We start from the raw sequence: 25784 nt of genomic DNA, 5'->3' as shown, positions 1-25784 counted from the left end.
TTTTGGCCCCATGACCGCCAATCCCGACCTCGTCCGCAATCTGCATCTCCAGGCCAAGGCCTGCGAGAAGCTCGGCTCGCCGTTCAACAGCGCCCTGCTCACGGCAGCGGCTCACGATCTCGAGGCCGGCGGGCCGGTCGCCGACCTGCTGGCGCCCTGGTCCACGTCAGACCTGAAGAAGGCCTTCGACGACGCCGTCGCCCTGCGCCTGGTGGGCGGCCTGCACGATCTGGTGCTGGAGGGCGCCGCGCCCGCCCTGGCGGCGGCCTATCCGAGCGCCGGGCGGGCCGGCGATCCCGTCGCCGCCTGGACCGCGGCGCGGGCGGCGATGGTGGAGCATCGCGACCGGCTGGCGGACTTCCTGGGCCACGAGCCCCAGACCAACGAGGTCCGGCGCGCCATCTGCCTGGCGCCGGGCTTTCTCACCATCGCCCGCGAGACCGGTTTGCCGATCCGCGCCTTCGAGATCGCGGCCAGCGCCGGACTGAACCTGAACTGGGATCGCTTCCACTATGACTTCGGCGAGGCGCAGTGGGGCGATGCGGCGGCGAGCGTGCGGCTCGACACCGACTGGACAGGCCCCGCGCCGCCGGTCGACGCCCAGGTTCAGGTCATCGAACGCGCCGCCTGCGACCGCCGGCCTATCGCCCTCAGCGATCCGGCCGAGCGCCGCCGCCTGCTCGCCTATGTCTGGCCGGACCAGATCGAAAGGCTCGCCCGCATCCGCGCCGCCATTGGGTTAGCCTTGGAGCTGAAGGTCGAGGTGGAGACCGCCGACGCCGTCGCCTGGACCTCCGCCCGGGCCGCGCCGCGGGTCGGCGCGGTGACCTGCGCCTATCACTCAGTCTTCTGGCAATACATGCCGCCGGAGAGCCAGGCGGCCCTGACCCGCACCCTCCAGGCCCTGGGCGCCCGCGCCACGGCGCAGGCCCCCTTCGCCTGGCTGCGCATGGAGCCGTCGCCCGAGAACCTGACCATCATGGAGGTCCGCCTGACCCTCTGGCCCGGCGGCGAGACCCGGATCCTGGCCGAGGTTCACCCCCACGGCGCATCGGTCGCATGGAAAGAATGAATCCTTTCCCGGATTAACCACGTTTGCTCACCACTGCTTCACCACGAAGATTCAGGATTCCGGTCTGGTCTTCGTGAGGCGGACATGGGCGTTACCCCCGACACCATCATTCTGGGCGACTGCATCGAGTCGCTGCGCAAGCTGCCAGACCGGTCGGTCGACCTGGTCTTCGCGGACCCGCCGTACAATCTGCAGCTCGGCGGCGACCTGCTGCGTCCCGACAACTCCAAGGTCGACGCGGTCGATGACGAGTGGGATCAGTTCGAGAGCTTCGAGGCCTATGACAAGTTCACCCGCGCCTGGCTGGCCGAGTGCCGCCGCGTCCTGAAGGACGACGGCGCGATCTGGGTGATCGGCAGCTATCACAACATCTTCCGGGTCGGCACCGCCCTGCAGGACGCCGGCTTCTGGGTCCTGAACGACATCATCTGGCGCAAGTCCAACCCGATGCCGAACTTCAAGGGCACCCGGTTCACCAATGCTCACGAGACCCTGATCTGGGCCTCCAAGAGCCGTGGCGCGCGCCGCTACACCTTCAACTACGACGCCATGAAGATGGCCAATGACGAGCTGCAGATGCGCTCGGACTGGACGCTGCCGCTCTGCACCGGTGAAGAGCGCCTGAAGGACGAGACGGGCGCCAAGGCGCATCCGACCCAGAAGCCCGAGGCCCTGCTGCACCGGGTGATCCTGGCTTCCACCAAGCCGGGCGACATCATCCTCGATCCCTTCTTCGGCACCGGGACCACGGGCGCCGCCGCCCGCCGCCTGGGCCGTCGCTATATCGGTCTGGAGCGCGATCCGGGCTACGCCAAGCTCGCCAAGGAGCGGATCGCCAAGGTCGTGCCGATCTCGCCGGAAGACCTGGACGTCATGGGCTCCAAGCGCGCCGAGCCGCGCGTGCCCTTCGGCCAGATCGTCGAGGCCGGCCTGCTGCGTCCGGGCGACACCCTCTATTGCCCCAAGGGCGAGCGCGCGGCCCGCGTGCGCGCTGACGGCAGCCTGGTGATCGGCGAGATGGCCGGCTCGATCCACAAGGTCGGCGCCATGGTCCAGTCGGCCCCGGCCTGCAACGGCTGGACCTACTGGCACTTCAAGTCCGACAAGGGCCTGGCCCCCATCGACGTGCTGCGCGCCAAGGTCCGCAGCCAGATGGCGGCCTGAGGCCCTAGCGGGACCCGAGCACGAACTCGTTGCCGTCCGGGTCCTTGAAGATCGCGAAGGTCCCCCAGGGCTGCTTGTCCGGGGGACCAACGAATTCCACCCCGCGCGCCGAGAGCTGCCGATAGGTCGCTTCCACGTCGTCGCAGGCGAGAGAGCCGTTGAACCGCCCGCCGATCCGGTCCTCATGGCCCGGCTGGGTGAACAGCACCAGGCCGGTCTGACTGTTGTGGATCGCCAACTCGATCCAGCGCTGGTCGCCCAGGGGCTGGTCCGTGATCACCCGGAAGCCGATCTTCTCCGTCCAGAACGCGAGCGCCCGATCCTGGTCGCTCGACGGCACTGTGGCGAACTTGAGGTGGGTGATCATGGGCGCTCCTTGGTCTGACCCCATGCAGCCAATCCGCGTGCCGCAAGACAAGGCGTCCGATAAAAACTATAGCAACCGCTATGACAGAGACCGTCCGGATCGACGCCTACGTCCTCGACGTGCTGATGCGCGACCTGGTGGGGCATGACCACGCCCCGTCCGCCTATCTGCTCTATCTGTGGCTCTGGGCGCGGACGGAGGGCGGCCTGCGCCGACACGCCGCCAGCCTGTCGACCCTGGCCGCGGAGACCGGTCTGTCGAAGTCCTCGATCCAGAACGCCGTCCGCCACCTGAGGGATCGCCGCCAGCTGATCGAGGTCACGCGGGACGGGCCGACCAGCGCGCCGATCTATGAGGTGCTGACACCCTGGCGACGCCTGGCTGCCAGAAATACTGGCACGGTCCGTGACTAAATTATCTGGCGATGGCGGCCGGGACGGCTAGGCTTGGGCTCATGAACCCGCGCATCTACGTCCTGACCCTGGTCACCTTCGCCTTCGGATCAGGCGCCTTCATCTTCGCCGGCATGCTGGAGCAGATGGCCGCCGACCTGGGCGTGACCACAGCTGTGGCCGGCCAGCTTCAGACCGCCTTCGTCCTGACCTCGGCCCTTCTCGGCCCGCTGGCGGCCTGGAGGTTCGGGCAGGTCGATCGCAAGATCATGGTGATCGCGGGCCTCTCCACCGGCCTCATCCTGCACATCGCCTGCGCCCTGACCCCCAATTTCGGCGTGCTCCTGGTGCTGCGCGCCCTGGCGGGGCTGGCCGGCGCCATGTCCGGCCCGGCGGCCAGCGTCGCCGCCGCCACCCTCGCGCCGCCGGAGCGCCGGGGCTCGGCCGTGGCCATGGTCGCGGGCGGCATGACCCTGGCCTTCGTGGTGGGGATTCCGCTGGGCAGCATCATCGGCGCGGCCTTCGGATGGCGGGCCACCTTCCTGTTCGCCGCCCTGTTGTCGGCGATCCCGCTGATCGCGGTGATCTTCTTCCTGCCCTCGGTCCCGGCCCCGCCGCCGCGTCCGGCCGGCAGCCTGGACCTGAAGGGCATCTGGCCCTTCTATCTGACCACCTTCCTGACCTTCGCCGCCAACATGACGCTGAACCTCTACATCGCCCCCATCGTGCGGGTGGGCGCGGGCGTCACCGGGGCGGGTGTCAGCGCCTTCCAGTCGATGATCGGCTTCGGCTCCCTGATCGGGCTGTCCCTGGGCGCCCGCGCCGCCGACCGGGGCCTTGGCCGCGGCTGGATCCTGCAGGGCTTCATCATCCAGGCGACCGCCATGGCCGTGCACTTCGCCGCCACCCACCACGCCCTGCCCAGCGGCTGGCCCAGCATGGGGCTGGTGGCCTTCGCCATCCTGTTGGCGGCGGTGGCCCTGTTCTCCATCACCCCGGTGATCCAGGCGAGCCTGATCCAGGCCACGGATGGCGCGCCGGTGGCGTTGGCCCTCAACGGCTCGGTGATCTCGCTGGGCCAGGCCCTGGGCTCGGCGGCCGGCGGGGCGGCCCTGGCGACCTTCGGCGTTCCGGCCATCCCTGGCGCGGCCCTGCTGCTGTCGCTCACCGCCCTGACCACCATGGCCTTCGTCTTCCCACGCCCCCAGCCGAAGCCGGTCACGGCGGACTAGAGCAGGCTGGTCAGGCCGGCCTTGGCCGCCTTAAGGAACACCGAGGGTAGGCCGTCCAGGTCCCGCCTCGGCGACCAGATCACCTCGTCGGCGGCGCCCTCGGCCCGAAGCACGGTCAGCGTCAGGGAGAAGTGCGTGAAGACGTGCTCGATCTCCCCGGCGCTGCGCCAGTCGAGGACCGCCGGCGCCGCGGCCACAGCCTCCGCCGCGCCCCAGGGACGGTCCCGCCAGTCGCTGGTGGGCAGGGCCAGCATCCCGCCCAGCAACCCCTTGGGCGGCCGACGGACCAGGGCGATCTGGTCGCCACGGGTCAGCAGATAGGCCACCCCATAGCGCCGGGGCCGCTCGGCCTTCTTGGTCTTGCGCGGATAGGTCTCCGGCGCGCCGGTCGCCAGGCCCGCACAGGCCTCAGACACCGGACAGCGTTCGCAAAGCGGCGACTTCGGCCGGCAGACCGTCGCGCCTAAGTCCATCAGCGCCTGGGCCCAGTCGCCGGGGCGGTCGTCCCGCACCAGGTCCGCGGCCAGGGCCTTCAGCTCTGGCTTGGAGTCCGGCAGGGGCGCCTCAACGGCGTAGAGCCGCGACATCACCCGCTCCACATTGCCGTCGACGACATTGGCGGGACGGTCGAAGGCGATGGCGGCCACCGCAGCGGCCGTATAGGGGCCCAGCCCCGGCAGGGCGCGCAGGCCCTCCTCGGTGTCCGGGAACACTCCGTCATGATCCTGCGCCACGGCGCGGGCGCACTTCAGCAGGTTGCGGGCCCGGGCGTAGTAGCCAAGCCCCGCCCAGGCGGCCATCACCTCCTCGTCCGGCGCGGCGGCCAGATCCGAGACCGTGGGCCAGCGGGCGGTGAACTTCAGGAAATAGGGCGTGGCGTGCGGCACGGTGGTCTGCTGCAGCATCACCTCGGACAGCCAGACCTTGTAGGGGTCCTGCCGCCAGCCGGCCTTCGGCCCCGCCCGCCAGGCCAGGTCGCGGGCCTGGGCGTCGTACCAGGCAAGCAGGTGCGCGCGGAGGGTGTCAGGGGTCATCTTCCCCAATGTCGTCATCCTCCGGGCGTCCGCAAGGACGATCCGGGGACCCAAGCCGAATCGCGACGCCGCTCGGATCCCCCGGTCCGCTGACGCGGCCGGAGGATGACGCTATATGAGGAGCCATGCCCCGCCGGTCCCTGCCCAGCGTCTCCGAAGCCGCCGCCATCCTGGCGCACAAGCGCACGCGGCCGCAGCACCGCGCCGCGCCGCCGGCCGGGCGGGCGCTGAACAAGACCCTGAAGGCCCTGGACGAGCGGTTCGGCCAGGGGCCGGGCGCGCTGCAGGCCCGCTGGCGCGAGATCGTCGGCGAGGACATCGCCCGGCGCACCGAGCCCGTGAAGCTGACCAAGCCGCGCGGCGGCGGCCCGGGCGCGCTGGAGATCCGCGTGGCCGGCGCCGGCGCGGCCCTGATCCAGCACCAGGCCACCGAGATCGTCAGCCGGGTGAACCTGTTCCTGGGCGCCGGGGCGGTGAACAAGCTGCGGATCGTCCAGGGCCCCTTGCGCAATCTGGTCCCTGACGCGCCCAAGCCCCGCCGCAAGGCCCCGCCCCTGGACGCCGCCCAGGAAGCCGCCCTAGTCGCCAGCCTGGCCAGCGAGCCGGACGGCCCCTTGAAGGCCGCATTGTTGAGCTTGGGTCGCGGCGTGCTGCGAGATCGTCGCACCCGTTGACTTTCCCCCCGCCGCAGGGGAATCGCGCTTTAATCTTTCGTTCAGACTTTCCCAGAGGGCTCCATGTCGAACTTCAGCCGTCGTTCTCTCGCCGCCGTCGCCGTGCTGGGCGCGCTCGCCCTCGTCGGCTGCTCCAAGGGCGGGGCCAAGGCCAATACAGACGACATGACCATGGGCGACCCCAAGGCCAAGATCGAGATGGTGGAGTACGCCTCGGCCAGCTGCAGCCACTGCGCGGCCTTCAACAACAACGTCTTCCCGGCGTTCAAGGCCAAGTACATCGACACCGGCAAGGTCCACTACACCCTGAAGGAATTCATCACCGCGCCGCCCGAACTGGCCGCGGCCGGCTTCCTGACCGCGCGCTGCGCCGGCAAGGACAAGTACTTCTCGGTGCTCGACGCCGTGTTCAAGGCCCAGACCGAGATGTTCCAGACCGGCGACATCCGCGGCCCGCTGCTGCGCATCGCCCAGTCGTCGGGCATGACCGAAGCCCAGTTCAACGCCTGCATCACCGACGAAGCCGCCCTGAAGGCCCTGAACGACCGTGTCGAGAAGGCCTCCAAGGAACAGAAGATCTCGGGCACGCCCACCTTCTTCATCAACGGCAAGGAAGTGGCCTCGGGTGAAGTGACCCTGGAGCAGCTCGACGCCGCCGTCGCCGCGGCCTCCGCCGGCAAGTAAGGAGGGGTCTCCCCCAACGTGCACTTCCAGCGGCTGCGCCTTTCCGGGTTCAAGTCCTTCGTCGATGCGACCGAGTTCCGCATCGAGCCCGGAGTCACGGGCATCGTCGGGCCGAACGGTTGTGGCAAGTCGAACCTGCTGGAAGCGCTGCGCTGGGTGATGGGCGCCAATTCCGCCAAGGCCATGCGGGCCGGCGGAATGGACGACGTGATCTTCGCCGGCTCCTCGGGCCGGGCCTCGCGCAATCACGCCGAGGTCACGCTCACCATCGACAACGCCGATCGCACCGCCCCGGCCGCCTTCAATGACCATCCGGTCCTGGAGGTGGTCCGCCGGATCGACCGGGGGGAAGGTTCGACCTATCGGATCAACGGCCGCGAGGTCCGGGCCCGTGACGTCCAGCTCCTGTTCGCCGACGCCTCCACCGGCTCGAATTCGCCGGCCCTGGTGCGCCAGGGCCAGATCTCCGAGCTGATCGCCGCCAAGCCGCAGAACCGGCGGATGATCCTGGAAGAGGCGGCCGGCGTGTCCGGCCTGCATTCCCGCCGGCATGAGGCCGAGCTGCGCCTGCGCGCCGCCGAGACCAACCTGACCCGCCTCGATGACGTCACCGGCGAGCTGGACACCGCGCTGAACCGCCTGCGCCGGGAAGCCCGCCAGGCCGAGCGCTACAAGAAGCTGTCGGCCGAGATTCGCACCCTTCAGGCGGCCCTGCTGCATTCGCGCTGGACCGAGGCCCGCGACGCCGCCCTGCGGCTGCGGGGTGAATTGAACGACGCGGCCCGCGCGGTGGAGGATAGCGCCCGCGAGGCGGCCGTGGCCGCCACCCGCGCCGCCGAGGCTGACGAGCAGATCAAGCCCCTGCGCGAGGCCGAGACCATCGCCGCCGCCGTGCTGAACCGGCTGGCCATCGACAAGGACCGGCTGGAGCGCGAGGGCGAGGCCCTGGCCGCCGAGGTCGAACGCCTGACCGCCGACCTGGCCCGCATCGACGCCGACCGGGGCCGCGAAACCCAGATGGCCGAGGACGCCGACCTCGCCCTGAAGCGCCTGGCCGACGACCGCGCCGCCCTGGAGGCCGCCATCGCCCAGGCCCCGGAACGCGGTCCGGAGCTGGCCGAAGCGGCCCGCGCCGCCGAGGCCGCCCGCCAGGCCGGCGCCAGCGACGCCATGATCCTGGACGCCATGACCCTGGCCCGGGCCGGCGAGCACCTGTGGGACGCCCAGGTCCGCTTCGAGGCTGGCGGGGTGGAACTGGTCGCCATGTCGCGGGGCGCGCCTCTGGAGGCCGCCCTCGATCCCCTCGCCGCCGCCTGCTGGGAAACCGGGGCGGTGATCGCCGCCTTCGACGCCGAGGCCGGCGCCAAGCTGGCCGGCGTGGGCCGCCCGACCCGCGGCGCCGTGGACCTGATGGCCTTTGGCGTGGGCGAGGCCTTCGACGCGGAGGGGTTCGCCGCCGCCGTGCGCCTGGCCGGGACCGCCCTGGCCGGCATGGGCGGGACGATCGCACTGGGCCTCGGCGGCCTGGCCGACTGGCTGATGGCCCAGGGTCTGGCCTATGATTCGCTGCAGGGCCGCCGCGCGGCCCGCCGGATCTTCGCCGCCGCCAAGGAGGCCCTGGCCAGCATCGGCGCCATCGAGGGCGGGCTGGCGGTGTTCGACGATCCGGACCTGACCCTGAAACTGGGCGGCGCACTCCTGAGCGGCGCGCCGGGCCTGGGCGCGGTCACCGTCGCCGAGACCGCCGACGGCGAGCTGACCCGTGTGCTGAGCGAAGCCAGCCTTCAAGGCCTGGCGGCGCTCGGTCTCGACCCGGCCGAGGCCCGCGCCTTCCTGCTGGGCCGTCACGACCTGGCCGAGGCGCCGGGCGTCGATCACACCGCCCTCCAGGCGCGCGGCTTCACCGAACACGAGATCGCCCAGGTCGAGGCCGCCCTGCCCTTCGCCGCCCGGCTGGCCGACGCCTTCTCGCCCCAGGTCATCGATCCCGGCTTCCTGAGCGACATCCTGGGCCTGTCGGATGAGGACTTCGCCGATCCCGGGCTCGACCTGCTGGACCGCATGGGCTTTTCGCCCCGCGAGATCGGCGCGGCCGAGACCTACGCCTTGGGCGGTGGTCAGCTGGCCGACGCGCCCTTCCTGTCGCCGGACCAACGCGCCGTCTTCCTGTCGGCCGACGACCTGGGGCCCGGCCCCTACTTCGCGATGATGGCGGCGCTCGCCCAGGCGCTGGACCTTCCGCCGGTCGCCGAGCTGGAGCTGGAGTGGGACACCACGCCGGCCGACGCCCGGGCCCTGCTGCTGGAGGCCGCCCAGAGCGGCGCCCAGGCCCTGCGCATCCGCCGCATGGAGCCGCCGGCCAGCCTGGTGCTCGACCTGCCCAAGCTGCCTGAGGCCCGCCCGGTCCGCGCGCCGGAGCCGGAGGTGGTCGAGGCCCGCGCCGCCCCGCCGCCGCCGCCCCAGGAACGGATCATCGAGCGCATCGTCGAGCGCGACCGCACCCGCCGCAAACTGCCCGACCGCCGCAAGGGCTATATCCAGAAGGCGGCCGTCGGCGGCCACAAGGTCTATCTGCACACCGGCGAGTACGACGACGGCGAACTGGGCGAGATCTTCATCGACATGCACAAGGAAGGCGCCGCCTTCCGCTCCCTGATGAACAACTTCGCCATCGGCATCTCCATCGGCCTGCAATACGGCGTGCCGCTGGAGGAGTTCGTCGACGCCTTCGTCTTCACCCGCTTCGAACCGGCCGGGCCGGTGACCGGGAACGACCAGGTGAAGTCGGCGACCTCGATCCTGGACTACATCTTCCGTGAGCTCGGCATCTCCTATCTGGACCGCCAGGAGCTGGCCAACGCCGACGGCGAATTGAACGCTGACGGTCTGGGCAAGGGCAAGGCCGACGAGGACCAGGCCAACGAACCCCAACCCGCCTCGGCCTTCATCTCGCGCGGCTTCTCGCGCGGGCACACGCCGGACAACCTGGTCTTCCTGCCCAGCGCCAACAACCGCAGCTCTGGCTTCGGCAAGCCCGAGGCCGACGTCTGCGCCGCGTGTGGCGACATGGCGGTGGTCCGCAAGGGCGCGAGCCTGATCTGCGAAAGCTGCGGCACGCGCGCGACGCCCAGGGACGAGGATCGGGCGGGGTAGCTACCGCGCGCCCAGCCGCACCAGCACCGCGCGCGGAATTCCGAAATCTCGGATGATGGCCTTGTGGTCGCGCAGGCCGCAGGACTCGCGCTGGATGAACCAGGCCCAGACCGCCTGGGCCGCGGCCTTCAGCAGGGCCTCGCGGCCTTCGGCCTCGACAGCTTCGGGATCATTCAGGCGGGCCAGCGCGGCTTCGGCGGCGCGGCCCATGCGCCCCAGGGCGTGGGCTTTTTCGCCGGCCAGCTCGGCGTCCAGGATGCTGTCGCCGGTCTCGAACCGGTAACCGCCGGACAGGCTCTGGGGTGGTCGAACAGCCATGGGCCAAGCCTAGCAGAGGCCGCGCAGCAGGTCATGGTCACCTGGCCTTAAGTTTGCTGGCCCTATCCAGGAGACCTACCCGCCGGGAGCCCCGCGCCGAAATGAGACTTCTGACCGCCAGCCTGATCCTCGCCCTGGCCGTGCCCGCGGCGGCCAGCGCCCAGAACGCCGGCCAGATCGCCTCTGCCCGCCGTGGCCAGAGCTGCCCCGGCTGCAACCTGTTCCAGGCTGACTTCGCCGGGCTGGAGCTCAAGGGCCGCAACTTCGCCGGCGCCCGCCTGCGCCAGGCCGACCTGTCCCTGTCGGTGATGAACCGCACCAACTTCGCCCGCACCGATCTGCGCGACGTCAACGCCTATGGGGCCGTGTTTTCCTCGGCCAGTTTCGCCGGCGCCGACCTGACCCATGCGAGCCTGGTCGGAACCTATCTGGAGGGCGCGAATTTCGCCGGCGCCCGGCTGGAGGGGACCAATTTCTCAGGCGCCGAGATGGACCGGGCCGTGGGCCTGTCCCAGGCCCAACTCAACCAGGCGTGCGGCGACGCGAGCACCCAGCTCCCCCGTGGGTTGCGAATCCCGGCGTGCTAAACGCCAAGAATTACCGCGATTTAAGTAGCCCTCAGGGTCCGTGCGGGGCACAGGGTAGGCTCATGGTTCGTCGCTTACCCCAGCTTCTGCCCCGCATCGCCCGCCCCCTGGCGGCCCTGGCCGCGCTCACCGCGCTGCTGCCCGCCGCCGCCAACGCCGTCACCTTGATGGGCGACAAGGAAGTGGCGCGGATGGTCTCGTTCGGCGGCTCCTGCGCCGGGTGCGAGCTGTCCGGCCGCAAGCTGACCGGCGCGCATTTCGAGGGCGCGAACTTCGAAGGCGCGGCCCTGGTGGGCTCTGACCTGCGCGAGGCGCGGTTCCTGGGCGCCAATTTCAGCCAGGCCGATCTGGCCCGGGCCGACCTGTCGGAATCCCAGATGGTCGGGGCCAATTTCGAGAACGCCAACCTGTCCAGCGCCCGCATCCGCGACGCCCAGGTGACCGGCGTCATGTTCGGCCAGGCCCACATGGCCAATGTAGACATGCGCGACACCCGCGCCGAGGGCGCGAACTTCCAGGGCGCCAATATCACCGGCGGGCGCTTTGACGACGCCATCCTGACCGGGGCGACCTTCGTCCGGGTTCGGGCGTCCAACGCCAGCTTCCGCGACACCCAGATGCGCGGCGCGGTGATGACCAGCGGCAACTTCGCCCAGGCCGATTTCCGCGACGCCGACCTGACCGCCGCCGTGATGACCAGCGGGACGTTTTCGGGCGCCGACTTCCGCGACACGATCCTGAACCACGCCCAACTCTATGGCGTGGACTTAAGGGGCGCGCGGAACCTGGAGCAGGACCAGCTGAACAACGCCTGCGCGGACGCCTCGACGCGCCTGCCGCCGGGCCTGACGGCCAAGACCTGCCGCGGCCGGATCACCATCGTACGCCCGCCCAGGGCCCCTGCCCCGCCCGCGCCGCCCGCAGCCCCGGCCCCGCCGCGCTACTGAGCTGCAGTTTCGCAGATTTCCTTGCGGGGCTGTTGCACGATGCGGTGAGGCTCACCCCGTACCGTCATGGCCGGGCTTGTCCCGGCCACCCATGAACTCCGCGCCAGCGGTTAGGACGCGACTGCGCCACCGCGGCCAGGCCTGAACCTGAGGCGCGTATGGGTGGCCGGGACAAGCCCGGCCATGACGGTCTGGAGGAGAGGCCCAGCCCCTCCTTCGCCTCAGACCGCCGATCAGACCTTGATCGGCGGGGCGGTGCGGATGTGCAGCTCCTTGAGCTGCTTTTCGGTCACTTCCGACGGCGCGTTCATCAGCAGGTCCTGGCCCTGCTGGTTCAGCGGGAAGGCGATCACTTCGCGGATGGCGGTCTCGCCGGCCAGCAGCATGACGATCCGGTCGATGCCGGGCGCCAGGCCGCCGTGGGGCGGCGCGCCGTGGCGGAAGGCGTTCAGCATGCCGCCGAACTGTTCCTCGACGACGTTGGCGCCGTAGCCCGCGATCTCGAAGGCCTTGACCATCACCTCCGGCAGGTGGTTCCGGATCGCGCCCGAGCACAGCTCGTAGCCGTTGCAGACGATGTCGTACTGGAAGGCGCGGATGGTCAGCGGATCCTGGTTCAGGAGCGCGTCCAGGCCGCCCTGGGGCATGGAGAACGGGTTGTGAGAGAAGTCGACCTTCTTCTCTTCCTCGCTCCACTCGAACATCGGGAAGTCGACGATCCAGCAGAACCGGAACTGATCCTCGTCCACCAGCTTCAGGTCGGTCCCGACCTTGGTGCGGGCCGCGCCGGCGAACTTGACGAACACCTTGGGATCGCCCGCCACGAAGAAGGCGGCGTCGCCCTTGCCCAGGCCCAGCTGGCCCATGACCGCGTCGGTCTTCTCGGGGCCGAGGTTCTTGGCGATGGGGCCACCCCAGCCGCCCTGGTCCTCGGACCAGAAGATGTAGCCCAGACCCGGCTGGCCTTCGCCCTGGGCCCAGGAGTTCATGCGGTCGCAGAAGGCTCTGGAGCCGGCGCCCGGCGCGGGCACGCCCCACACGGCGTTCTTGGCGTCTTCCAGGATGCGGGCGAACAGGCCGAAGCCGCCGCCGCGGAAGTGGTCCGAGACGTCCTGCATCACGATCGGATTGCGCAGGTCCGGCTTGTCGGTGCCGTAGCGCGACATCGACTGCATATAGGTCAGGCGCTCGAAGCCCTTGTGCTCGATCGTCTTGCCGAAGTCGTCCTGGTAGCTCATCGGCTGATCGATGGGCGAGACGCGCTTGCCGCCGCCGAACTCGTTGAAGACGCCGTGCATGACAGGCTCGATAGCCGCGAACACGTCCTCTTGCGTCACGAAGCTCATCTCGACGTCGAGCTGGTAGAATTCGAGACTGCGGTCGGCGCGCAGGTCCTCGTCACGGAAACAGGGCGCGATCTGGAAGTAGCGGTCGAAGCCCGAGACCATCAGCAGCTGCTTGAACTGCTGGGGCGCCTGGGGCAGCGCATAGAACTTGGTCGGGTGCAGGCGCGAGGGCACCAGGAAGTCGCGCGCGCCTTCCGGCGACGAGGCCGTCAGGATCGGCGTCTGGTACTCCAGGAACCCCTGGTCGATCATGCGGTTGCGGATCGAGTGGATGACCTTGGACCGCAGCACGATGTTCCGGTGCAGGGTCTCGCGGCGCAGGTCGAGATAGCGGTGCTTCAGCCGGATCTCTTCCGGATAGTCGGGCTCGCCGAACACCGGCAGCGGCAGCTCGGCGGCTTCCGACAGCACCTCGACCGCCTTCACGCGGACCTCGACCTCACCGGTGGGCAGGTTGGGGTTCACGGTCTCCGGCGTGCGGGCGACCACCTCGCCGTCGATGCGGATCACGCTCTCGGCGCGCAGGCGCTCGACCGTGCTGAAGCCGGGCGTTTCCGGCGCAAAAACCAGCTGGGTCAGGCCGTAATGGTCGCGCAGGTCGATGAAGACCAGGCCGCCATGGTCGCGCTTGCGGTGGATCCAGCCGGACAGACGGACCGGCTGGCCGGTGTCGGCGGCGCGCAGGGCGCCGCAGGTATGGGTGCGGTAGGCGTGCATCGGGAGTCGCTAAGGCTCGGAAAAATCAAGGCGCGGAAGGGCGCATGAGGGGCGCCGAATGTCAAGGTCGGGCCCCTCTTTGGGATGACTCTCCCAGCCTGCGAACCCCCTAGTTTTCGGGCTTCACCAGGGCCTGATAGGTCAAGAGGCGCGACATGATCTGCAGGTCCTCACCGCCGGTGCCGCCCAGGCGCTGGACCATGCCCACGAAGTAGAGATCGTTGGTCGGATCCACCCAGAACCAGGTGCCGGCCGCCCCGCCCCAGCTCATCTCGCCGTCGCCGCTGATCGAGCCGGCCTTACGGGCGTCGTTGACCACCATGACGTCCATGCCGAAGCCAACCGCGTCGCTGAAGCTGCCCCCCTGCTTGGCGCTGAGGGTCTCCAGCACCGGCTTGGGGATCACGTTCGTCCCCATAAGCTCGACGGTCGCCGGGGCCAGGATGCGCGCGCCATCCAGTTCGCCCTTGTTCAGCAGCATCTGGGCGAAGCGGCCATAGTCGACCGTGGTTGAGACCAGGCCGCCGCCGCCGGACTCCAGGGTCGGCTTCTTCGTGTAGTCGGGGACCGCGCCGCCGAACAGTTCGGTGGCCGGGACCATCTGCCAGGTGCGGATATCGGTCTGGTAGAGCTTGGCCAGGCGCGAGGCCTTGTCAGCGCCGGTATAGAAGCCGGTGTCGGTCATCTTCAGCGGGCCGAAGATCCGCGACTGCATGAAGTCGCCGAGCTTCTGGCCCGACAGCTTCTCCACCAGGTAGCCCTGGATATCGACGGCGATGGAATAGGACCAGTCGGTCCCCGGTTGGAACTTCAGCGGGATGTCCGCGACCTTGCCGATCATGTCCGGCAGGTCGGCCGACCAGAGCACGCCGCGCTCGCGGAACATCTTGTCCACCGGCTCGCGGATCTGCAGCCCGTACCCGAAGCCGGCGGTGTGGCTCATGATCTCGCGCATGGTCGGCGGCCGGGTCACCGGGACCGTGGTGGGCTTTCCGTCCGGACCAACGCCAGTCATGACCTTAAGATTGCGGAACTCCGGGATGAACTTGGTCACCGGGTCGTCCAGCTTCCACTTGCCCTCCTCGTAGAGGATCATCATGGCCACGCCGGTCACCGGCTTGCTCATGGAATAGATGCGGAAGATGGCGTCCTTGGTCATGGGCGACTGGCCGTCCATCGTGCCGTAGGTGTTGAACGCCACCACCTTGCCATGGCGCACCAGCAGGGTGGTCATGCCGGCCACCCGCTTCTGAGCGATGACGCCGGCCATGTAGTCATCCAGCTTCTTCAAGCGCGCGGAATCAAACCCCACGCTCTCGGGCGCCACGGTCTTGACCGCGGCCGCGGGTGTCTTGGCTTCAACAATCGCTGGTCCAGCAAGGCTCAGGCCCGCCGCGGCCATGGCCACGGCGGCGAGACGCATCGCACGCATATTCCCCCCTCGGAATTTTTAGAGTTCTTGGTATGCCCGAGGTAGCGATGGGGCGCCGTCGCGGCAACCCCATCGGGAAAGGTAATGCGCGTTACATTTCGCGGGCGCGTTCAGCCCGCGAGCGGGATCACTTTTCGGGCTTCACGAGGGCCTGGTAGGTGAAGACGCGGGCCTTGTCCCGCAGGTCTTCGTCGCCCGTGCCGCCCAGGCGCTGGATCATGCCGACGAAGTAAAGGTCGTTGGTCGGGTCGACCCAGAACCAGGTGCCGGCCGCCCCGCCCCAGCTCATCTCCCCCTCGCCGCCCAGCGAGCCGGCCTTGCGCGGATCATTGACCACCATGAAATCGAGGCCGAAGCCGACGGCCTCGTTAAAGCGCGCCGCGCTGGTGCCGTTGGAGCTGACCAGCACCTTGTCCGGGATCACGTTCGTGCCCATCAGCTCGACCGTGGCCGGCGCCAGGATGCGCACCCCGTCCAGCTCGCCCTTGTTCAGGATCATCTGGGCGAAGCGGCCATAGTCGCGGGTGGTGGAGACGAGCCCGCCCCCGCCGGATTCCAGACGCGGCGGCTTGGTGTAGTCCGGCGGCGGGCTGCCGAAGAGCTCGACCGCCGGGACCATCTGCATCGTCTTGGGGTCGGTCATGTAGAGGGCGGCCAGGCGCGAGGCCTTGTCAGCGCCTGTGTAGAAGCCGGTGTCCGTCATCTGCAGCGGCCCGAAGATGCGCGACTGCAGGAAATCGCCGAACTTCTGGCCCGAGATCTTCTCGACCAGATAGCCCTGGATATCGACGCTGACCGAATAGGACCAATTGGTCCCCGGCTGGAACATCAGCGGGATGTCGGCGATCTTGCCGATCATCTCCGGCAGGCTGGACGAGCCCAGCACGCCGCGTTCGCGGAACAGCTTGTCCACCGGATGGCGGGTCTGCAGGCCATAGCCGAAGCCGGCGGTGTGGCTCATGATCTCGCGCATGGTCGGCGGCCGGGTCACCGGCACGGTGACCAGCTTGCCGTCGGCGTCGACCCCGGTCATGATCTTCAGGTCCTTGAATTCCGGGATGAACTTGGTCACCGGATCATCCAGTTTCCACTTGCCCTCTTCGAAGAGGATCATCATGGCCACGCCGGTGATCGGCTTGGACATGGAATAGATGCGGAAGATGGCGTCCGACGTCATCGGCGCCTGGCCGTCCATCGTGCCGTAGGTCTTGAAGTCCACAACCTTGCCGTGGCGAACCAGCAGGGTGGTCATGCCGGTGACGACCTTGCGGTCCACCGCGCCAGCCATGTAGGCGTCGAGTTTGCTCAAGCGGGCGGAATCGAACCCGACGCTCTCCGGCGACACGGTCCTGATCTTGGCCGCCGGCTCCTTGGCGACCGCAATGACCGGCCCAGCCAGGGCCAAGGCCGCCGCGCCAAAGGCCACGGCGGCGAACCGCATTCCACGCATCCTGGCGTCCCCCTCGGACTCGTTCTTCGAGTTGTCAGTATGTCCGAGGTAGACGCCGATCAGGGGCGACGCAAGGTCAGCCCTTCGGCCGGAACCGCTTGCTGGTCGGGAAGCCCTTGGGCGCCAGCTTGCCGGCGGCGGCGCGCTTGGCCAGCCAGTCCTTCCACTCCGGCCAGACGCGGGTGCGGCCAGCGGGATCGATCCAGGCCGCGCCCTCCTCGGCGTTGAAGACGATGGCGTCGCGCAGCCCGCCCTCGCGGTAGGTCTGCAGCTTGACGCCCTTGCCGCGCGGCATTTCCGGCAGCTCCGCCAGCGGGAAGATCAGGATCTTCCCGTTGTCGCCGATGACGCCCAGGTGGTCGCCGGCGGCCGGCATGGCGAAGGCCGCGCCCTTGGCGCCGACGTTCAACACCTGCTTGCCGGCCTTGCGGGCGGAGAGGCACTCCTCCTCAGGCAGGATGAAGCCGTAGCCCTCCTTCGAGGCGATCACGCGCTTCTGCCCCGCTTTGAACGGGAAGATGTCGATGATGGCGGTCTTGTCGTCGAGGTCGATCATCAGCCGCAGCGGCTCGCCATGCCCGCGGGCGCCCGGCAGCTTGTCGCAGCCGATGGTGAAGAACCGGCCGTCGGAGGCGAAGATCAGCAGCTTGTCGGTGGTCTCGGCCGGGACCAGGAAGCCGAGCTTGTCGCCTTCCTTGAACTTCAGTTCGGACGGATCCTCCACCTTGCCCTTGGCGGCGCGGATCCAGCCACGCTCGGACAGGATGACGGTGATCGGCTCGCGCACGATCATGGCCTCGATGGCGGCCTCAGCGTCCACCTGCGGGGCGTCAGCGAAGCCGGTGCGCCGCTTGCCGATGACGGTGTCGGGACCAAGGATCGCCCGGACGTCCTTCAGACCCACGCCCACCAGCCGCCACTGCTGCTTCTCGGAGTCCAGCAGCTTCAGGAGGCCGTCGCGTTCTTCCGCCAGTTCAGCGTGTTCGCGGCGGATCTCCATCTCCTCCAGCCGGGCCAGCTGGCGCAGGCGGGTGTTGAGGATGGCGTCGGCCTGGATCTCGGTCAGGCCGAAGGTCTCGATCAGCTTGGCCTTGGGCTCGTCCTCGTAGCGGACGATGCGGATCACCTCATCCAGGTTCAGATAGGCGATCAGCAAGCCGTCCAGGATGTGCAGACGGGCTTCGATCTTATCCAGCCGGAACCGGGCCCGGCGGATCAGCACCTCGCGGCGGTGATCCAGGAAGGCCAGCAGGATCGACTTGAGGCCCATGACGCCGGGCGTGCCCTTGGCGTCCAGGACGTTGAGGTTCACCGAGAAGCGGGTCTCGAGGTCGGAGAGCTTGAACAGGCTCTCCATCAGCACCTCAGGCTCGACATTGCGGTTTTTCGGCTCGAGCACCAGGCGCACGTCCTCGGCGCTCTCGTCGCGCACGTCGCCGAGCAGCGGGGCCTTCTTGTTCTCGATCAGCCCGGCCAGCTGCTCGACCAGGTCGGCCTTCTTCACCTGATACGGTATCTGGGTGACGACGATCTGGTAGGTCCCGCGGCCGGTGTCTTCCTTGTCCCACCGCGCCCGCAGGCGGATGCCGCCGCGGCCGGTCTCGTAGGTCTCCAGCAGCGAGGTCCGGGGCTCGACCACGATGCCGCCGGTGGGGAAGTCCGGGCCCTGGACGTGGGCCATCAGGTCTTCGGTGGTGGCCTGGCGGTTGTCCAGCAGCAGCAGGCAGGCGTCGATCAGCTCGGCGGCGTTGTGCGGCGGGATCGAGGTCGCCATGCCGACGGCGATCCCCGTGGTGCCGTTGGCCAGCAAGTGCGGGAAGCCCGTGGGCAGCACCACCGGCTCTTCGTCCTGGCCGTCATAGGTCGGCTTGAAGTCGACGGCGTTCTCGTCGATGCCGTCCAGCAGCAGGGTCGCGGCCTCGGTGAGCTTGGCCTCGGTGTAGCGCATGGCCGCGGCGTTATCGCCGTCGATATTGCCGAAGTTGCCCTGGCCATCGACCAGCATGTAGCGCTGGGAGAAGTCCTGGGCCATGCGGACCAGGGTGTCATAGATCGACTGGTCGCCGTGCGGGTGATAGCCGCCCATCACCTCGCCCACCACCTTGGCGCACTTGCGCGCCGCGGAGTCGGGGTTCAGGCGCATCTCGCGCATGGCGTAGAGCACGCGCCGCTGCACCGGCTTCAGGCCGTCGCGGACATCCGGCAGGGCGCGGTCGGTGATGACCGAGAGCGCATAGGCCAGATAGCGCCGGGACAGGGCCTCGGACAGCGGCTCATCGATGATGCGGTCGCCGTCGCCATCGGACGGCGGTGGAACGTGCTTGGACATGTCGAATCAATCGGGAGGAGTTGACCGACTGTTCTAGAGGCAGACGCGGCGGAACGCACCCCCGAGGGGGCGCGGCTAACCGACCGCCTCGCGCCCGATCGCCGCCAGGTCGAAGGGCGTGGTCTGGTAGATCTGGTTGATCCAGTTGCCGAACAGCAGGTGGCCGTGGCTGCGCCAGCGGTTCTTGGGCTGCCCCGTCGCGGGATCGAAGTAGTAGGCCGGCGGCGGCGTGGCGGGATCCTTGGCTACGTCGCGCTCGAACTCCTCGCCCAGGGTGCCGACGTCGTATTCCAGGTGGTTGAACATGGCCAGGCCACGGCGGCGACTGTCCTCGATCAGGCACAGGCCCGCCTCGTCGGACTCCATCAGCACGTTCAGGCCCGAGCCAGCCGGCAGGTCCTCGCGGCGGACCTCGCTCCAGCGCGACACCGGCACATCGATCTCGTCGGACAGGCCGCGCAGATAGGGCGAACCGGGCGCGGTCAGGGTGTGCGGGAAGACGCCGAACAGCTTCTTGGTCAGCACGTGCTTCTTCACGCCATGGAAGTGCTGCAGCGCCGCCTGGGCGCCCCAGCAGACATTGAAGCAGCTGTGCACATGCTGCTCGGTCCAGTCGAAGATCCGGCGCAGCTCGTCCCAATAGCCCACCTGCTCGAAGGGCAGGGTCTCCACCGGCGCGCCGGTGATGATGAAGCCGTCGAAGCGCTGGTCCTTCACCTCGTCCCAGGTGCGGTAGAAGGCGTCCAGGTGCTCGGCCGAGGTGTTGCGCGAGGTGTGGCTAGCCAGGCGGACCAGAGACAACTCCACCTGCAGCGGCGTCGCGCCCAGCAGGCGCGCGAACTGGGTCTCGGTCTTCGGCTTGTCCGGCATCAGGTTGAGCAAGGCGATCCGCAGCGGCCGGATGTCCTGCCGCGCGGCGTCCGTCTCGCGCATGATCACCAGGCCCTCGGCTTCCAGTCGGGCGCGGGCGGGAAGAGCGTCGGGAATCTTGATCGGCACGGAAGCCCCCTAGATGCGAACCAGAGACACGGGGCGGAGACTTGGGAAGACCCGTTTGTTTGCCGCCACGGCCACATCCTCTCGATGAGAGCGCCACCTTGCTCGGGAAGCAGGTTGGCGTTGGGCTAGGCCCAACTCTTGATGCGCCTTCTCCATAGCGGCAGGCAGGCCTCCGTTTCAAGCCCCCCGCCTTGAGACCTACAGTCGCTGGGCCTCGGACAGGCGATCGACCAGCCAGAGCCTGGCTGGCGGCAGGGGCCGGTTCAGAGGGCCGAAGATGAAGGCCTCCAGGAAATGGCCGGTAAGCGCGAGCCCCGCGGCGATGTCCCCCGCCGCCAGACCGGTCTGGGCCGACAGCATAAAGGGCGGCAGGATCAGCAGGCGGTCCTTGTAGGGCTCCCCCGCCTGGCGGCTGACCGCGCGTCCGGTGCGTGGGCTCACATAGATCAGGTCGTCGACCGAACCGGTGGCGGCGCACTTGGACAGGTCCAGGCCAAAGCCCAGGTCCTGCAACAGGCCCGCCTCGAACCGCACGAACACCGCCGGCCAGATATCGGGCAGGACCAGGGCGTCGGTCAGCGCCTCGAAGGCGAGGAACGCGCCGGGATGCGGCTCGCGCTCCGGCAGGGCCCCGGCCGCGACGGCCGCGGCGGCGGCCAACCCGGCCAGCGCCAGGCGGTCATCGAACAGCGCGGAGGGCCCCTCGCCCACCGGCTCCAGCTGGGCCGCGCCGAGTTGGTCGGAGACGCGGGCGCGATAGTTCAGGATCACCCGCGCGCCGGGCTGCAGGAAGGGCTTGATCCGCCGCGACGCCCCGCCCGCCACATGGGCGGCGTAGCGGCCGTGCCGGGCGGTGAGGAACTCGACAATGGCCCCGGTCTCGCCATGCGCCCGGGCGGCGAGGACAAAGGCGTCGTCCTCGAACTCCATCATGGGGCTAGACGTCGAAGTCCAGGCCGATGTCGCCGTAGAACTCGCGCTTGTCGGCCCAGGTCTCGTCGACCTTGACCGTCAGGAACAGGTGCACGGTGCGGCCGAGCAGTTCGGTGAGCTCCTCGCGCGACTTCTGGCCAATCCACTTCAGGGTCTGGCCGTTCTTGCCCAGGATGATCGGGCGCTGGCTCTCGCGCTCCACATAGATGGTCTGTTCGATCCGGGCCGAGCCGTCCTTGCGCTCTTCAAAGGCGGTGGTCTCGACAGCGGCCGCGTAAGGCAGCTCCTCGTGGACGCGTAGATAGAGCTTCTCGCGGGTGATCTCGGCGGCCAGCAGGCGGGCCGGCAGGTCGGCGGTCTGGTCCTCAGGATAGAACCAGGGGCCTTCCGGCAGGGCCTGGACGATGCGGGCCAACAGGTCATCGACGCCCGCGCCGGTCGCGGCGGAGACCATGAAGACGTCGGAATAGACGCCTGTATCGAAAAGCCTTTGGGTGATCGCGAGCAGGTTCTCGCGCTTCAGCCCGTCGATCTTGTTGAGCGCCAGGACGGCGGTCTTGCCCGAGGCTTTCAGGCCCTCGACGATGGAGTCCACGTCGACCCGCGCCCGCTTGTCGGCGGCCTTGGCGTCGCCCTGCTCGACAGCGATCTCGGCGGCGGCGTCCACCAGGTGGACGATGATGTCGGCGTCCTCGGTCCCGCCCCAGGCGGCGCGCACCATGGCCCGGTCTAGCCGCCGGCGCGGCGCGAAGATCCCAGGGGTGTCGACCAGCACGATCTGGGCGGTCCCGGACATGGCGACGCCGCGCACGGGGAAGCGGGTGGTCTGGACCTTCTGGGTCACGATGGAGACCTTGGCCCCCACCAGACGGTTGGTCAGGGTGGACTTGCCCGCATTGGGGGCGCCGATAATGGCGCAAAATCCGGCGCGGGTGGGTTCCACAGTCATAGGGCGGTGTCTCTCTTCCTCAGCATCAGCTCGGCGGCGGCCTTCTCGGCCTCGCGCTTGGACCCGCCCTCGGCCCGCTCGGGCGGATAGCCCTGGAGCTGGACCTCGATGGTGAAGCGGGGCGCGTGGGCCGGGCCGGAGGTCGCCACGACCTCGTAGCGCGGAACCGGCAGGCCGCGGGCCATAGCCCATTCCTGCAGCAATGTCTTGGAATCCTTCAGCCGGGGCGTATCCAGCTCGGAGAAGGCCTTGGTCCAGGCCATCAGCACGAAGCCCCGCGCCGCCTCCAGGCCAGCGTCGATATAGAGGGCCGCGATCAGGGCCTCGCAGGCGTCGCCCAGCACCCGGTCATTGTCGCGCGCGCCCACCTTGGTGGCGCTGGCGTCCACCCGCAGGGCGTCCGGCAGGCCGATGGCCCGAGCCACCTCGGCGCAGGCCTGGTAGTTCACCAGCTGGTTCATCAGCTTGGAGAGCACGCCTTCGCGGGCCTCGGGCTGCAGCTGCGCCAGGTGCTCGGCGACGATCAGGTTGAGGACCCGATCGCCCAGGAACTCCAGCCGCTCATTGTGGCGCACCTTGGTGGCGCCGTTGCCGACGCTGGAATGGGTCAGGGCGCGTTCCAGCAGTTCGCGATCAGCGAAGCTGTAGCCGATGCGGCCCTGCAGCTCGGCGACCGCGGCGTCGCGTCGGTTCATTTCAGGCTGTGGAAGAAGCGGCCGGGCCGGGCGTCAAGGAACCAGGTCCAGGGCTTGAACAGCGACGCGCCCTTGTTCCAGGACAGCATGATGATCTGGGCTTTGCCGACCAGGTTTTCGGCCGGGACGTATCCCACGCCGATCTCGCTGGGCAGCCGGCTGTCGAGGGAGTTGTCGCGGTTGTCGCCCATGAAGAAATAGTGCCCCTCCGGCACCACATAGACCCCGGTGTTGTCGACGTCGCCGTCGGGCCCGAAGTCGTAGGTGGTGAAGGTCTTGCCGTTCGGGAAGGTCTCCTGGAACCGCTGGACGCTGCGGGTGAAGCCCCAGCCGCTGTCGATCATCACTGGCGTCATCGGCTTGCGCGGCACGGCCTTGCCATTGATCGACAGCACGCCGCCGGTGACCTGGATACGGTCGCCGGGCAGGCCAATCAGGCGCTTGATGTAGTCGGTGTGGCCGTCGCGGGGCAGCTTGAAGACGATGATGTCGCCGCGCTCCGGCGTCTTGTCGAACAGGCGGCCCTCGAACAGCGGCGGGCTGAACGGGATCGAGTTGCGGGAATAGCCGTACGAGTACTTGGAGACGATGATGTAGTCGCCTTCCAGAAGCGTCGGCTCCATCGAGGCCGACGGGATCGTGAAGGGCTGGAAGAACAGCACGCGCAGGACCAGGGCGATGAGCAGGGCGTAGGCGACCGTCTTGACGATCTCCACCAGCTCATTGATCGCGCCGGGCTCGTCGGCCTCCTTGGCGCTCTGCACGTCGTCGGTCATTCCCGAATCCCGAAACGCCGGCCGCGAGGCCGGACCGATTGGCTTTTGCTAGACGCTGCATACCCGAACGGCAAGCGCCACGCCCGGAGACTCTACGCAGGCGCGAGTGGGCGAGGCGCGGGCGCAGTGGTGGCGCGTCCGCCCGGCGCAGGCTAGCGTGACGCCATTAGGCCTTCGCGCCATCGACCCTTTTCATCCAAGGACTTTGCCATGCCTGCGCCCCTGATCATTGATTTCGAGTGCGACACCCCCACCCGCGAGGCCGTCGAGGACACGGTGCGGCTGATCAAGTCGGGGCGCGGCTTCGACAAGGAAGGCTACGCCCAGCAAATGGCGCCCGGCTGGGCCGCCCAGATCGGCATGAGCCTGGACGAGTTCAACGCCGCCAAGGCCGAGCACGGCCTGACCTGGCTGGCGCTCAAGCTTTGCGAAGTCGACATGACCCGCGCCATGAGCCACCAGGCGGTGATCGACATGCTGGACACCGCGGGCGTCCAGTACGCCTGCATCGGCAACGCCGGCCGCCGGGCCAGCAACGAGGACGTGGCCAAGTTCGCCGCGGAACATCCCGACCGCCTGATCCCCTGGTTCCGCATCTGGGGCGACGAGGGCGAAGGCGGCGTCGCGGCCCTGGAGCGCGGCGTGCGCGAATGGGGCTGTCGCGGATTCGAGATCTCCTGCTATCGCGAGAACCGCTACATCAATGACCCGGCCTATCGCCCCTTCCTGGCCAAGTGCGTAGAGCTAGGCATTCCGGTGCGGATCACGGTCGGCCTGCACCTGCTCACCGACCGGCCCTACGACTATGCGCACCCCAAGTACCTGGACGAGATCGCGGTCGAGTTCCCGACCCTGAAGATCGTCGCGGCCCTCACCGGCTGGCCCTGGGTGGCGGAAACCTGCGCCATCGCCTCACGTCACCAGAACATCTTCATCGACTTCGCCTGCAAGCGCGTGAAGCAGCTGCTGGCGCCCGGCGCGGGTTATGAGGCCCTGATCTATTACGGCGCCCGCACCCTGCAGGACCGGATCATCTTCGCCAGCGGCTGGGGCACCCTGATGGTGCCGCTGCACCAGCTGGTGGCCGAGACCGACGCCCTGCCCCTGACCGACTCGGTGCGGGCGAAGTGGCTGGGCGGCAACGCGGCGCGGGTGCTGGGGTTGGATCACTAGGCGCGAGCCATCGGCCCCTCGGTGTCATCCCGGTTTTAGCGCCAGCGAATGACCGGGCCCCAGAAACGCTGACCTATAAGGCAAACCCCTGCGCGTCTGGGTCCCGCACTTGCGCGGCTGCGCCGCTCCATGCGGGATGACACCTCCGATCCAAGCCCGACCATGACGGGGTTCTGCGGGACGGCTAAGACAGCGTCATGTCCTTCCCGCCCCTGCCCCGCCCCGCCGTCCAGGCCCTGCGTCGTTCCCAGATCCGGGAGGTGGCCAATGCGGGGCTGGGCCGCGAGGACATCCTGGCCTTCTGGTTCGGTGAGAGCGACCAGCCGACCCCGGGCTTCATCCGCGAGGCGGCGGCCCAGGCCCTGAGCGCGGGCCGGACCTACTACACCCACAACCAGGGCCGGCTGGACCTGCGCGAAGCGCTGTCGGCCTATCTCGGCCGGCTGCACAGGACGCCGGTCGGCGTCGAGCGGCTGGCGATCACCAGCTCCGGGGTCAGCGCCCTGATGGTGGCGGCCCAGGCGATCCTGGAGCCCGGCGACCGGGTCTGTGTCGTCACCCCGGTCTGGCCGAATGTCGCCGAGATCCCGCGCGTGCTGAGCGCCCAGGTGACGCCGGTCTCGCTGGAATCCCGCAACGGCCGCTGGAGCCTGGACCTCGACCGGCTGCTCGCCGCCCTGACGCCGGACGTGAAGGCCCTGTTCCTGAACTCCCCAAACAATCCCACCGGCTGGACCCTGGCGGCGGAGGATCGGCAAGTGATCCTCGACTACTGCCGCCGGCTGGGGATCTGGATCATCGCCGACGACGTCTATGAGCGGCTGGTGTTCGGCCCCGCCGCCTCGGCCCCGTCCTTCCTGCCCCTGGCCGATCCGCAGGATCGCGTGATCAGCACCAACAGCTTCTCCAAGGCCTGGCGCATGACCGGCTGGCGGCTGGGCTGGATCGTTGCGCCAGCGCCGCTGCAGGAGGCCCTGGGCGTCCTGCTCGAATACAACACCTCCTGCGCCCCGGATTTCGTCCAGGAAGGCGCCCTGGCCGCCCTGACCCGGGGCGAGAACGCCATCGCCGAGTTGCGCGCCGACCTCGCCCGCGCCCGTGACCAGGTGCTGGGCGCGCTTCGCGGCCTGCCGGGCGTCGACGCCCCTGAGCCGGACGGCGGGCTCTACGCCTTCTTCCGGCTGGACGGCTGCGACAATTCCCTGGACCTGGCCAAGCGGCTGGTCGCCGAGGCGGGCCTTGGCCTCGCCCCCGGCTCGGCCTTCGGCGACGAGGGCGAGGGTTGGCTGCGATGGTGCTTCGCCGCCCGGCTCGAGAAGAACGCCGCCGGCCTGGAGCGGCTGGCGGCCTTCCTGCGCTAG

At 69.0% G+C, this 25784-nt stretch carries 23 protein-coding genes and 1 riboswitch; of the genes, 11 read left to right on the top strand and 12 right to left on the bottom strand.

The genetic code is table 11. The annotated features are described in order from the left end of the window. Positions 1-10: 10 nt before the first annotated feature. A complete protein-coding gene (locus tag ACFQ27_RS05405) occupies positions 11-1072 on the top strand; it encodes a DUF2332 domain-containing protein (RefSeq protein ID WP_377352891.1) in 1062 nt (353 codons plus the stop codon). An 84-nt stretch (positions 1073-1156) separates the two neighbouring features. Further along, positions 1157-2236 carry a site-specific DNA-methyltransferase gene (locus ACFQ27_RS05400; protein ID WP_374342675.1) on the top strand — a complete coding sequence of 360 codons (1080 nt, stop codon included), beginning with the start codon at positions 1157-1159 and terminating at the stop codon, positions 2234-2236. Between the two features lie 4 nt (positions 2237-2240). Here ACFQ27_RS05400 and ACFQ27_RS05395 read toward each other — a convergent pair whose 3' ends face one another. Further along, positions 2241-2603 (bottom strand): VOC family protein, encoded by a 363-nt coding sequence (locus ACFQ27_RS05395; RefSeq protein WP_377352890.1) that lies wholly within the window; start codon positions 2601-2603, stop codon positions 2241-2243. Between the two features lie 80 nt (positions 2604-2683). On the opposite strand from ACFQ27_RS05395, the gene ACFQ27_RS05390 reads away from it, so the two are divergent. Both ACFQ27_RS05390 and ACFQ27_RS05385 read left to right on the top strand, forming a co-directional pair. After that, positions 2684-3016, top strand: a complete 333-nt coding sequence (locus ACFQ27_RS05390; protein WP_377352889.1) for a helix-turn-helix domain-containing protein — start codon at positions 2684-2686, stop codon at positions 3014-3016. A 41-nt stretch (positions 3017-3057) separates the two neighbouring features. Then, positions 3058-4227, top strand: coding sequence for an MFS transporter (locus ACFQ27_RS05385; protein ID WP_377352887.1), 1170 nt, complete (start codon positions 3058-3060; stop codon positions 4225-4227). Here ACFQ27_RS05385 and mutY read toward each other — a convergent pair. Beyond that, a complete protein-coding gene (gene mutY / locus ACFQ27_RS05380; protein ID WP_377352886.1) occupies positions 4224-5261 on the bottom strand; it encodes an A/G-specific adenine glycosylase in 1038 nt (345 codons plus the stop codon). The genes ACFQ27_RS05385 and mutY overlap by 4 nt on opposite strands. A gap of 125 nt (positions 5262-5386) precedes the next feature. Between mutY and ACFQ27_RS05375 the strand changes: the two genes are divergently transcribed. From ACFQ27_RS05375 to ACFQ27_RS20870, 3 genes are all read left to right on the top strand, one after another. Beyond that, positions 5387-5935 (top strand): DUF721 domain-containing protein, encoded by a 549-nt coding sequence (locus ACFQ27_RS05375; RefSeq protein ID WP_377352885.1) that lies wholly within the window; start codon positions 5387-5389, stop codon positions 5933-5935. Between the two features lie 63 nt (positions 5936-5998). Continuing rightward, positions 5999-6619 (top strand): thioredoxin domain-containing protein, encoded by a 621-nt coding sequence (locus tag ACFQ27_RS05370; RefSeq protein ID WP_374342683.1) that lies wholly within the window; start codon positions 5999-6001, stop codon positions 6617-6619. 18 nt (positions 6620-6637) lie between these two features. Beyond that, complete coding sequence (locus tag ACFQ27_RS20870) at positions 6638-9772, top strand: AAA family ATPase (protein ID WP_449305000.1); 3135 nt, start codon at positions 6638-6640, stop codon at positions 9770-9772. Here ACFQ27_RS20870 and ACFQ27_RS05360 read toward each other — a convergent pair whose 3' ends face one another. After that, positions 9773-10090: a DUF6665 family protein gene (locus ACFQ27_RS05360; RefSeq protein WP_374348236.1), complete on the bottom strand. Its 318-nt coding sequence runs from the start codon at positions 10088-10090 to the stop codon at positions 9773-9775. Positions 10091-10191: 101 nt separating this feature from the next. Between ACFQ27_RS05360 and ACFQ27_RS05355 the strand changes: the two genes are divergently transcribed. Together ACFQ27_RS05355 and ACFQ27_RS05350 are read left to right on the top strand one after the other, a co-directional pair. After that, positions 10192-10677, top strand: coding sequence for a pentapeptide repeat-containing protein (locus tag ACFQ27_RS05355; protein ID WP_377352883.1), 486 nt, complete (start codon positions 10192-10194; stop codon positions 10675-10677). Between the two features lie 62 nt (positions 10678-10739). Continuing rightward, the gene (locus ACFQ27_RS05350; protein ID WP_374348242.1) at positions 10740-11624 is read left to right on the top strand and encodes a pentapeptide repeat-containing protein; all 885 of its coding nucleotides are present in this window, start codon (positions 10740-10742) and stop codon (positions 11622-11624) included. Positions 11625-11857: 233 nt separating this feature from the next. Here the strand turns inward: ACFQ27_RS05350 and aspS are convergent, their stop codons facing one another. The 9 genes from aspS to lepB form a co-directional block, all read right to left on the bottom strand. Beyond that, entirely contained in the window at positions 11858-13687 is a 1830-nt protein-coding gene (gene aspS, locus ACFQ27_RS05345) for an aspartate--tRNA ligase (protein WP_374348244.1), read from the bottom strand. Positions 13688-13796: 109 nt separating this feature from the next. Beyond that, positions 13797-15119 carry a serine hydrolase domain-containing protein gene (locus tag ACFQ27_RS05340; RefSeq protein ID WP_377352881.1) on the bottom strand — a complete coding sequence of 441 codons (1323 nt, stop codon included), beginning with the start codon at positions 15117-15119 and terminating at the stop codon, positions 13797-13799. 127 nt (positions 15120-15246) lie between these two features. After that, positions 15247-16560: a serine hydrolase domain-containing protein gene (locus ACFQ27_RS05335; RefSeq protein WP_377352880.1), complete on the bottom strand. Its 1314-nt coding sequence runs from the start codon at positions 16558-16560 to the stop codon at positions 15247-15249. 85 nt (positions 16561-16645) lie between these two features. Then, a complete protein-coding gene (gene parC / locus ACFQ27_RS05330; protein ID WP_377352878.1) occupies positions 16646-18898 on the bottom strand; it encodes a DNA topoisomerase IV subunit A in 2253 nt (750 codons plus the stop codon). Positions 18899-18973: 75 nt separating this feature from the next. Next, the gene (locus tag ACFQ27_RS05325; RefSeq protein WP_374347754.1) at positions 18974-19897 is read right to left on the bottom strand and encodes a homoserine O-succinyltransferase; all 924 of its coding nucleotides are present in this window, start codon (positions 19895-19897) and stop codon (positions 18974-18976) included. Positions 19898-19942: 45 nt separating this feature from the next. Continuing rightward, a riboswitch (SAM-I-IV-variant riboswitch) is annotated at positions 19943-20047 on the bottom strand. Positions 20048-20095: 48 nt separating this feature from the next. Continuing rightward, positions 20096-20827 (bottom strand): DNA repair protein RecO, encoded by a 732-nt coding sequence (gene recO / locus ACFQ27_RS05320; protein WP_377352917.1) that lies wholly within the window; start codon positions 20825-20827, stop codon positions 20096-20098. 7 nt (positions 20828-20834) lie between these two features. Continuing rightward, positions 20835-21779 carry a GTPase Era gene (gene era / locus ACFQ27_RS05315; protein ID WP_374347756.1) on the bottom strand — a complete coding sequence of 315 codons (945 nt, stop codon included), beginning with the start codon at positions 21777-21779 and terminating at the stop codon, positions 20835-20837. Next, a complete protein-coding gene (gene rnc, locus ACFQ27_RS05310) occupies positions 21776-22474 on the bottom strand; it encodes a ribonuclease III (RefSeq protein WP_377352877.1) in 699 nt (232 codons plus the stop codon). The genes era and rnc overlap by 4 nt, the downstream gene beginning before the upstream one ends. Beyond that, positions 22471-23250 (bottom strand): signal peptidase I, encoded by a 780-nt coding sequence (gene lepB / locus ACFQ27_RS05305; RefSeq protein ID WP_374347760.1) that lies wholly within the window; start codon positions 23248-23250, stop codon positions 22471-22473. Before lepB ends, rnc begins: the two co-directional genes overlap by 4 nt. Before the next feature lie 210 nt (positions 23251-23460). On the opposite strand from lepB, the gene ACFQ27_RS05300 reads away from it, so the two are divergent. Together ACFQ27_RS05300 and ACFQ27_RS05295 are read left to right on the top strand one after the other, a co-directional pair. Further along, on the top strand, positions 23461-24423 hold the full coding sequence (locus ACFQ27_RS05300; RefSeq protein WP_374347762.1) for an amidohydrolase family protein: 963 nt from the start codon (positions 23461-23463) through the stop codon (positions 24421-24423). A 197-nt stretch (positions 24424-24620) separates the two neighbouring features. Next, positions 24621-25784, top strand: coding sequence for a pyridoxal phosphate-dependent aminotransferase (locus ACFQ27_RS05295; protein ID WP_377352875.1), 1164 nt, complete (start codon positions 24621-24623; stop codon positions 25782-25784).

This window comes from Phenylobacterium conjunctum, from assembly GCF_042679085.1.
In the GTDB taxonomy this organism is placed as follows: Bacteria; Pseudomonadota; Alphaproteobacteria; order Caulobacterales; family Caulobacteraceae; genus Phenylobacterium; species Phenylobacterium conjunctum.
This window is presented reverse-complemented; position numbering and strand designations above follow the sequence as displayed.